Annotated in this window: 5 protein-coding genes; 2 read left to right on the top strand and 3 right to left on the bottom strand. The window is 69.2% G+C overall.

What is annotated here, in order from left to right:
* Nucleotides 1-146 precede the first annotated feature (146 nt).
* Entirely contained in the window at nt 147-1340 is a 1194-nt protein-coding gene (locus tag AC3WL7_RS21335) for an MFS transporter (protein WP_492753036.1), read from the bottom strand.
* 94 nt (nt 1341-1434) lie between these two features.
* On the opposite strand from AC3WL7_RS21335, the gene AC3WL7_RS21330 reads away from it, so the two are divergent.
* Complete coding sequence (locus AC3WL7_RS21330) at nt 1435-2364, top strand: LysR family transcriptional regulator (RefSeq protein WP_492753034.1); 930 nt, start codon at nt 1435-1437, stop codon at nt 2362-2364.
* Between the two features lie 12 nt (nt 2365-2376).
* On the opposite strand, the gene AC3WL7_RS21325 is transcribed toward AC3WL7_RS21330, so the two are convergent.
* Nucleotides 2377-3834 (bottom strand): amidohydrolase family protein, encoded by a 1458-nt coding sequence (locus tag AC3WL7_RS21325; protein WP_492753032.1) that lies wholly within the window; start codon nt 3832-3834, stop codon nt 2377-2379.
* Nucleotides 3835-3887: 53 nt separating this feature from the next.
* Complete coding sequence (locus AC3WL7_RS21320) at nt 3888-4586, bottom strand: ankyrin repeat domain-containing protein (RefSeq protein ID WP_492753031.1); 699 nt, start codon at nt 4584-4586, stop codon at nt 3888-3890.
* Nucleotides 4587-4679: 93 nt separating this feature from the next.
* On the opposite strand from AC3WL7_RS21320, the gene AC3WL7_RS21315 reads away from it, so the two are divergent.
* Nucleotides 4680-5561 carry a LysR substrate-binding domain-containing protein gene (locus AC3WL7_RS21315; RefSeq protein ID WP_079222182.1) on the top strand — a complete coding sequence of 294 codons (882 nt, stop codon included), beginning with the start codon at nt 4680-4682 and terminating at the stop codon, nt 5559-5561.
* The last annotated feature ends 179 nt before the right edge of the window (nt 5562-5740 follow it).

Genomic DNA, 5740 nt, shown 5'->3' with positions numbered 1-5740 from the left:
CATGGATGGCGCGACCAAGCCCCCATGGATGGGTTTACGGCGTCCCCCTCAACCGGACCCACCCCGCCAACCCACGGGAACCCAGCTTTTGCCGTTGCTCTGGCTCTTGCAGGTGCAGGGCTGCAAGCCCTGCAGAAAAAACAAACCTACCTCAACCGCACCAGCAGGCTGCTGCCCGCACACACCACCGCCAGCCACGCCACGCCGTGCCAACCCCACTGCGCCAGCGCAAGGCTGCCCAGCGCGCCACCCGCGGCCATGCCGATGAACATGCCCGTGAACAACAGCGCGTTGAGGCGGCTGCGCGCCGGCGGCACCAGGCCGTAGACCAGGGTCTGGTGCGCCACCAGCGCCGACTGGAAACCGAAGTCGAACAGCAGCGCGCTCACCACCAGCAGCGGCAGCAGCGCCGGAGCCGGCAGCCAGCTGTCGGCCAGCAGCAGGCCAAAACCCACCAGCGCCACGGCAATCGCCAGGCGCGCCACCGCATGGCTGCCCAGCCGATCGGCGTAACGACCGGCGAACGGTGCCGCCAATGCACCCGCCGCACCGGCAATACCGAACGCACCGGCCGCGGCGCTGCCCAGCCCCAGCGTGGCGTGCAGCATCAGCGCCAGGGTCGACCAGAACGCACTGAAACCCACCGCCAGCAGCGACTGGCTGGCCACCGCGCGCCGCAGTTGCGGCTGCTCGCGCCACAACTGCAGCAGCGACCCCAGCAGCGCGGGATAGCGCAGCGTGCTGGTCGGCGCGAAGCGCGGCAGCGCCTTGGCCATCACCGCGCCCATCGCTGCCACCGACACCGCAGCCAGCACGAACTGCGTGCGCCAGCCCCAGGCTTCGGCCACCACGCCACTGACCACGCGCGACAGCAGGATGCCCAGCAGCAGGCCGGTCATCACCCGGCCGACGATCTGCCCGCGATGCGCGTCCGGGGCCAGCACCGCAGCCGCCGGCACGATGTCCTGGGCCAGCGTGGCCATCAGGCCCACCAGCAGGCTGGCCACCAGCAGCCCCGGCAGTTGCCCGGCCCACGCGGCGGCGGCCAGCGCCACGGACAGCAGCACCGACTTCAGCAGGATCAGGTGGCGACGATCGAAGCGGTCACCCAGCGGGGCCAGCAGCAGGATGCCCAGCGCATAGCCAAGCTGGGTCAGGGTCGGCACCAGGCCGACGCCGCGCTCGCTGGCACCCAGGTCCTGGGCGATCAGGCCCAGCATCGGCTGGCTGTAGTACAGCGATGCAACCGAGAAACCAGCACCGGCGGCCATCGCCAGTACCAACGGGGCCGAAGGAGCGGCCGTCGGCGTGGCGGTCACGGAAACAGAGGAGGTGGACATTCGGGAACTCCCGGGGAGGAATGGTGCATAGCCTGCCGATATTCGCGCCACGTCTGTAGTAGGCTCATCCACATATCCTTCATACGCCACACGCATGAACGACCTGCCCGCCGGCGCCGACCGCCTGGACCTGCTGAGAACCTTCCTGCGCATTGTCGATGCCGGCAGCCTCTCGGCCGCTGCCACCCAGCTGGGCACCACCCAGCCCACGGTGAGCCGGCGCCTGCAGGCACTGGAACGGCAACTGGGCCTGCGCCTGCTGCAGCGCTCCACCCACGGCCTGCAGCTGACCGAGGACGGCCAGCGTTGCCAGCGCCACGCGCAGCGGGTCATCGACGAATGGGAAGCGCTGCAGGCCGAGCTGCATGGCGAAGCGCAGGTCCTGCGTGGACGCCTGCGGGTGATGGTGCCGCACGCGTTCGGGCAGGCGCAGCTGCTGCCGACCATGCTGGACCTCCTCGCCCGGCATCCTCAGCTGAGCCTGGAATGGATACTCGAAGACCATCGCCCGGACTTCGTCGCCGACGGCATCGACTGCGCCGTGCGCGTCGGCCCGGTGGACGAGCCGCGCATGGTGGCCCTGCCACTGGCCGAGGTGCCGCGCATCGTGGTGGCCGCGCCCACCCTGGCCGATCCGTCGCACATCCGCACCCCCGAACAGGCGCAGGCCCTGCCATGGATCGCACTGGCGACCTACTACCGCGAACGCCTGCTGCTGCACGACGCGCAGGGGCGCGCGCACACGCTGTCGATCGCGCCTCGCCTGCTCACTGACAACCTGTTCGTGGTGCAGCGTGCCGCCGTGGCCGGCCTGGGCGCGGCGGTGGTTTCGGCATGGCTGGTGGCTGAGGATCTGGCCGAAGGCCGCCTGGTGCAGCTGCTGCCGCACTGGCAGGCTCCACCGCTGCCGGTGCATCTGGTCTTTCCGGCCGCGCGCCAGCAGCCCCTGCGGCTGCGCGCCTTCATCGACGCGATGAAGGAAGCGCTGCCGCAGCTGCACGGCATGCGGCCGGCAGCGCGGTGAACCCCGGAAGGGTCATTCCTGCTTAGCAGCCTCGGCATTCCACGCTGCCACCTTGGCCTTGGTATCGGCCAGCATCTTGTCCAGCGCCGCACGGTCATACACGGTACCGCGCAGGATCACGCTGTCGATCTTCTCCGTCGCGGCGATGTCCTGCAGCGGGTTGGCGGTCAGCAGCACCAGATCGGCCGCCTTGCCGGTGGCCACGCCACCATAGCGATCCATCTGCCCGAACCAGGCCGGGCCGGAACGGGTGGCGGCCGAGAGTGCCTGCGGCGCGCTCAGGCCTTCCTTCACGAACAGCTGCAGTTCCTGGTGCAGGGCAATGCCCGGGAAGTTGTACGAGTTGAGGAAGCCGGCATCGGTACCGGCAATGATCGTCACGCCCGCTTCCTGCAGCAGCGGCAGCACCGATGCCACCTGGTGGTACTGCGCATGGCGCGCCTCGATCTGCGCCGGGCTGGCCTTGGCCGCGCGGTCCACGCGCCACTGGTAGGTCGCGCGCAGGCCCGGGCCGATGTAGGCCAGGTATGGATCGTTGGCGTGGTCATCCTGGTCGAGGAAATCGAGGATGCGGCCACCATTGAGGGTCGGGGTGACGAACACGCCGCGCTTGGCGAAGTCGCGGTAGGCGTGCATCGCCGTATCGTGGTCGAAGCTGGCATCCAGGCGGCGGTTGGCCTCGGCGCGATCGATGCGGCCCGCACCGAAATCAGCGGCGATCTGCGCTTCATCCTTGCTGCCGGCCTTGAACGCGTAATCGAGATGTTCGATCGAGGCGAGGCCGGCGTCGACGGCCTGTTCGACGGTCAGCGCCATCGGGATATGGCCCGAGGCCTTGAAGCCGGCCTTGCGCGCGGCGCTGGCCGAGTACAGGAACAGCTCCGGCTTCAGCGTGCTGTCGGTGATCTTCACGAAATCGACCTTGTCGTGCTGCAGGCGGGCGATCGCCTTGTCGGCGTCCGCCTCGCTGCCCACCTCGATCGTGCCCTTCCAGACCGGCTTGATGCCTTCGATCTTCGCGCCCGAGCTGAGCAGCCGCGGCCCGAACAGCGTGCCGTTGGCGATCTCGCCGCGCCACTGCAGTACCTGCTCGGGCAGGTCGCCGGAGCAGTCACGCACGGTGGTGATGCCATGGGCGATGTACAGCGGCAGCAGCGCCTTGTTCTCTTCGATCAAGGCCGGGCCGCCGCCGAAGTGCACGTGCATGTCCCACAGGCCGGGGATGAGGTACTTGCCCTTGGCGTCGACCTGGCGGCTGGCGGTCCACTGGCTGCGCAGCTGCGCATCGGGGCCCACCGCGACGATGTCATCGCCACGGATCACCACGCTCTGCCCCGGCACACTGCGTGCGTGCTCGACATCAACCACGGTGGCGTTGCGGATCAGCAGGTCGGCGCGCTCGGCGGCGGACGCCGACAGCGGCGCGACGGCAAGAAGGATCGCGAGGGACAACGGACGGGAACGGAACATGGACAGCATCCTGGTGGGCGCGCGTGGCGCACGGGGTGGAAGGGGTGCGGGGTTCAGCGGCTGGCGCCGGCACGGCGCAGCAGGGTTTCCATCTGCGTGTAGCCACGCTGGCGTGCATGCGCCAGCGGCGTCACGCCATCGCCATCGGCCAGTTCGGGATTTGCGCCGGCGTCGAGCAGCAACTGCACGATCTGCACATGGCGCGGACCACCGTCGCCCAGCAGGATCGCTTCCAGCAGCGCGGTCCAGTGCAGGCGGTTGACATGGTCCACCGCCACGCCTGCACGCAGCAGCGTGCGGACGGTAGCGACATGGCCGCGCTCGGCGGCGGGAATCAAGGCAGTGCCGCCGTAGCGGTTGGTGCTGCGCAGATCCGCACCGTGGGCGAGGGTCAGCGCGAGGATGTCATCCAGGCCGCGCGCGCCGGCATACAGATAGGCACTGTCCTGCAGCGCATCCTTGGCGTTGACGTCGGCACCGGCTTCGATCAGATCGCGCGCCGCATCGAGGTTGTTGCCGTGGGTCGCCAGCAGCAGTGCGGTGCGGCCCTGCCCATCGCGCGACTCCAGGTCGGCACCGTCTTCCAGCGCCGCACGCACGGCATCGGCATCACCGCGCGTGGCGGCATCACGCAGTCGCACATCGGCCGGACCGGCGGTCGCAGAACAGGCCGGCACCACCACCGCCAGCAGGCACAGCAGCAACAGGCGGCCCAGCGGACGGGGCCAGCGACGGCAACGATGGATTCGCATCTGCGGTTCTCCGGTGCAACGGGGCGCCGTGCTTGCCGCCCCCTGCCCTGCATGGTAGAAGTCGCCACGTGCATCCAGAAGTGAAATGTTCAAATGCAAGACAGTGCCAAATCGAATAGAACGCTGTTCGAACTGGACCTGCTGCGTGCGCTGGTGATGGTGGCCGACTGTGGCAGTTTCACCACCGCCGCCACCCGCCTGCATTCCACCCAGTCCACGGTCAGCCAGAAGGTCCGGCGGCTGGAGGAGCTGGCCGGGCACCGCCTGCTCGAGCGCGGCCACCGCGACGTGCACCCCACCGATGCGGGGCACACCCTGCTGGGCTACGCACGGCGCATGCTCGACCTTAACGAGGAAATGGCCCAGGCCCTGGCTGGCGCCACGGTGGAAACCGCGGTGCGCATCGGCGTGCCGGAGGATTTCGTCAACGCGCAGACCACGCGCATGCTGGCCGCCTTCAGCCGCCGCCACCCGCAGGTAAAGCTGGAGATCAGCAGCGGCCTGAGCCGCGATCTGGCGCATGGCTTCGACCACGGCGAGTTGGACCTGGTGCTGGTCAAGCAGCGCCGCAACACCCGCCAGGCGGTGCATTGCCGGCGCGAGCCGATGCACTGGATCGACAGCCTGCGCAGCAGCAGCCTGCTGCAGGATCCATTGCCTCTGGTGACTTTCCCGCCACGCGGCCTGTACCGCGACGAGATGATCCAGGCGGTGGAGGCCCTGGGCCTGCGCTGGCGCATCGCGTTCACCAGTTCCTCGCTGAGTGGCATCCAGGGCGCAGTGGCCGATGGCATCGGCATCAGCCTGCTGCCGCGGCGCGCGGTGGGCCGCGAACACCGGGTCATCGATGGCGAGCGTGGCCTGCCGGTGGTGGACAACTACGAGATCGGGCTGCTGCATCGCCCGGATGCGGATGATGCGGTGCGCGCGCTCGCGGCCGAACTCTGGCGCCAGGTCCAGCGCGAAGCGGAGTAGTCTTCGGCAGGGCTGCGCCCTGCACCTGCCGAAGCCGAAGCAACAGCAACAGCGGGCTATCCGTGGGATGGCGGGGCGGGTCCGGTTGAGGGGGGCGCCGTAAATACGTCCATGTAGGCTCGGTCGCCGCATCCATGCGGCTCACGCCCCCTCAACCGGACCCACCCCGCCTTCGACAG

The sequence above is a fragment of the Stenotrophomonas sp. FW305-3-2-15-E-LB1 genome, assembly GCF_058787375.1.
This window is presented reverse-complemented; position numbering and strand designations above follow the sequence as displayed.